This window comes from Streptomyces sp. NRRL F-5630 (assembly GCF_000719475.1).
Lineage (GTDB): Bacteria > Actinomycetota > Actinomycetes > Streptomycetales > Streptomycetaceae > Streptomyces.
The window spans coordinates 1-3,041 of record NZ_JOGO01000154.1 but is presented as its reverse complement, the minus strand read 5'-3'; the positions used below and the strand labels follow the sequence as shown (position 1 = coordinate 3,041).

At 72.5% G+C, this 3,041-nt stretch carries 1 protein-coding gene and 1 pseudogene; both read right to left on the bottom strand.

The annotated features are described in order from the left end of the window. On the bottom strand, positions 1–2,511 hold a 2,511-nt coding region (locus tag IF99_RS35340; protein WP_158716686.1), incomplete at its 3' end, for a non-ribosomal peptide synthetase. Next, positions 2,462–3,004 (bottom strand): annotated as a pseudogene (locus IF99_RS35900) (AMP-binding protein); the annotation flags it as partial. The pseudogene IF99_RS35900 and the gene IF99_RS35340, both read right to left, overlap by 50 nt. Between the last annotated feature and the right edge of the window lie 37 nt (positions 3,005–3,041).

Sequence of the window (3,041 nt, the reverse complement as noted above, 5' to 3'; positions counted from 1 at the left end):
CTGGAAGGTGGGGTTGCCGGTGAGGTCGGTGCGCAGGACGAGGGTGTTGACGAAGAAGCCGACGAGGTCTTTGAGGTTTTCGTCGGTGCGTCCGGCGACCGGTGTGCCGAGGGGGATATCGGTGCCCGCGCCGAAGGCGTTCAGGGTGAGGGCGGTCGCGGCCTGGAGCACCATGAAGGTCGTCACACCGGACCGGGACGCCAGGTCGGCGATCCTGGAGCTCAGTTCGGTGCCGATTGGGAAGCGCACCACCGCGCCCTCGTACGTCCGGTGGGCGGGACGGGGGCGGTCGTGGGGGAGGGGGAGTTCTGCCGGCGCTCCGGTCAGTGCGGTGCGCCAGTGGTCGGTCTGGGCGGCGAGGATGCTCTCGGGGTCGTCGGCGGTGCCGAGGTGGTCGCGTTGCCAGAGGGTGTAGTCGGCATACTGCACGGGGAGTTCGTCCCACGCGGGGGCGCGGCCCGCGAGGCGCTCGCCGTAGGCGGTGGACAGGTCCCGGGCCAGGGGGGCGAGGGACCAGCCGTCGCCCGCGATGTGATGCAGCACGACCACCAGCACGGACTCTGTGTCGTTCAGTACCCCGTGCACGACCCTGACAGGGAGATCCTGGGTCACGTCGAAGCCGCGCCCGGTTATCTCCCGGACCCAGGCACCTGTGTCCGTGCCGGGCACCAGATGTTCCGTGCTGAGGGCACGTTCGGTGGCGGTCTCCGCGTCGAGGATCACCTGCACTGGGTATCCCTCGTGCTCACCGAACACCGTCCGCAGCGACTCGTGCCGGATCAGCACGTCCGTCCACGCGGTCCGCAGGGCCTCCCCGTCCACCTCGCCGCGCAGGCGCAGTGCGAGCGGGAGGTTGTAGGTCGCGGAGCCGCCCTCCAACCGATTGAGGAACCACAGGCGCTGCTGCGCGTACGACAGCGGGAGACGCGCCGGGCGCTCGTACCGCACGACGGCCGGGCGCACCACCCCCGAAGCGCCGTCCATCCGCTCGGCCAGTCCGGCGACGGTCGGCGCGGAGAACAGGTCGCGGAGGGCGACCTCGGAGCCGAGGGCCCGGCGGATGCGGCTGAGCAGACGGGTCGCGAGCAGGGAATGGCCGCCGAGCGCGAAGAAGTCGTCGTCCACGCCGACCGACGGCAGGCCGAGGACGTCCGCGAACAGCCCGGCAAGCAGTTCCTCGCGCGGCGTCCGCGGCGCACGGCCGGACGTAGCGGCCACGGCGTCGGGCGCGGGCAGGGCGCGGCGGTCCAGCTTGCCGTTGACGGTCACGGGCAGCGCGTCGAGGGTCACGACCGCCGAGGGGACCATGTAATCCGGCAGCAGTCCGCCGGTCAGCGCGCGCAGCTCGGCTGCCAGGCCACCGGGTGCGGTCTGCTGCGTGGTGACGTAAGCGACGAGCCGGGTGTCCCCGGGTACGTCCTCGCGGGGGACGACGGCCGCCTGTCCGACGGCGGGGTGGGTGAGGAGGACGGCTTCGATTTCGGCGGGTTCGACACGGAAGCCCCGGATCTTGACCTGGTCGTCGCCGCGGCCGACGTAGGCGAGCTCACCGTCGGCGGTCCAGCGGGCGAGGTCCCCGGTGCGGTACATCCGGGTTCCGGGTTCCCCGTAGGGGTCCGCCAGGAAGCGGGCGGCGGTGAGGGCGGGCCGGTGCAGGTATCCGCGCGCCAACTGGGCTCCGGCTATGTACAGTTCGCCGGTCACGCCGGGCGGCACGGGGCGCAGCGCTTCGTCCAGGACATAGGCACGGGTGTTCCACACCGGGCGGCCGACGGGTGCCTCGGCGGGCCAGTCCGCCTCGGCGGACGGCAGGGAACGGGCGGTGACGACGTGTGTCTCCGCCGGGCCGTAGTGGTTGTGGAGCCGCGCGTTCGCCTGGCCGCGGAAGAACTCCCGGACCGGCAGGCTGAGGTGCAGGCGCTCACCGGCCTGCATGATGTGCCGCAGTGACGACAGGTCGTGGCCGTGCTCGACGGCGGCGGCACTCAGCGCGTCCACCATCAGGTCGGGTACGAACAGGTCGGTGATCCGGTGCTCCGCCAGCCAGGCGGCGAACGCCTCCGGATCCCGGCGGGTGTCCTCGCCGGGGATGTACAGGGTGGCGCCAGCGACCAGCGTCGTCAGGATCTCCTGCACCGACACGTCGAAGCCGATCCCTGTGAACTGCGCGGTGCGCCCGCTCTCTTGGGCACCGCCCCCGTGGGCCCCGCCCTCCTGGCCCCCGAACTCCGCCGCGTGCCAGCGCAGCAGGTTCACGACGGCCGCGCCGGGCATGACGACGCCCTTCGGGGTGCCGGTGGAGCCGGAGGTGTGGATGACGTAGGCCGGATGCTGCGGGTGCAGCGACGCGACACGGTCCGCGTCGGTGACCGGAGTGGCCGGGAACGCGGCCAGGCCGGCCGGGTCCGGGGGGCAGGTAGGCGGCGCCCGCCTTGAGGACCGCGAGCAGTGCGGTGACCAGCTCGGGGCCGCGCGGCAGGGCCACGGCCACCAGCGTCTCCGGGCCCGCACCCTCGGCGATCAGATACCGGGCGAGGCGGTTCGAACGGGCGTCCAGATCCCCGTACGAGACCTCCGAGCCCTCGCACACCAGCGCCGGGTGTCCGGGCGTGCGGGCGGCCCGTGCGGTCAGCAGCTCGGGCAGCAGCGCGTCACCGGTCGCGTGACCGGTCGCGTTGTACGCGTCCAGCAACTGGGTGCGTTCGGCCGGGGTGAGGACGCCGATTTCCGCGAGGGGGGTGTCCGGAGCGGTGGTCACCGTCTCCAGGACGTGCAGGAAGCCGTCCGTCAGCCGCTTGGCGGTCGCCGCGTCGAACAGGTCCGTCGCGTAGTACAGCAGCGCCGACAGGCCCTCGGGGCCGGCCGTGCCCCTGCTGCGGACCAGCTCCTCCGCGAAGGAGAACTGCAGGTCGAACTTGGCGGCGTCCACCCCCGCCCCCTCCACGGTGATGTCCAGCCCGGCCAGGTGCAGTTCGGGGGCGGTGTTGTTCTGGAGGTCCACCATGACCTGGAAGAGGGGGTGGTGGTGGGTGGTGCGGGTG